This is a genomic window from Faecalibacterium sp. DFI.5.82, assembly GCF_029076575.1.
Lineage (GTDB): Bacteria > Bacillota > Clostridia > Oscillospirales > Ruminococcaceae > Faecalibacterium > Faecalibacterium duncaniae.
Genome location: NZ_JARFIS010000185.1, coordinates 1 through 348, shown reverse-complemented (window position 1 = coordinate 348; position 348 = coordinate 1). Strand labels below are relative to the sequence as shown.

Here is a 348-nt window from a genome sequence, read left to right as displayed (position 1 = left end):
CTTGAACAGAAAACCGGAGGTGTAGGTGTAGTAGGAGCCGTGGGCGCTGAGGATGCACAGCCCGTAATCGTTCATTCGTTTCAGGTCAGAGACGGAGACTGTGGTATCGATGCGGGTGTGCAGGCCCATCGCGGTCCAGAAGCCCTTCATATAGGAGTAGTACGGGTAGCGGGAGCTGTTCACGGTGTTGTCAACGGCGTAGTAGATCATGGCGCTGCCCAGATCACCCTGCGGGGCGTTGGACATTTCGTGCAGTTCCACAGCGGGCAGTTCGGAAGGGGCGAAGGGAGTATTCTCTTCGTCCGGGTCCTCCACCAGAACGCCGCCCAGCGCGCCGCAGCTGTACGC

1 pseudogene is annotated in these 348 nt (G+C 59.8%); it reads right to left on the bottom strand.

Features of this window, described 5'->3' with window-relative positions:
• Positions 1 to 348 (bottom strand): annotated as a pseudogene (locus P0G09_RS16170) (hypothetical protein); the annotation flags it as partial.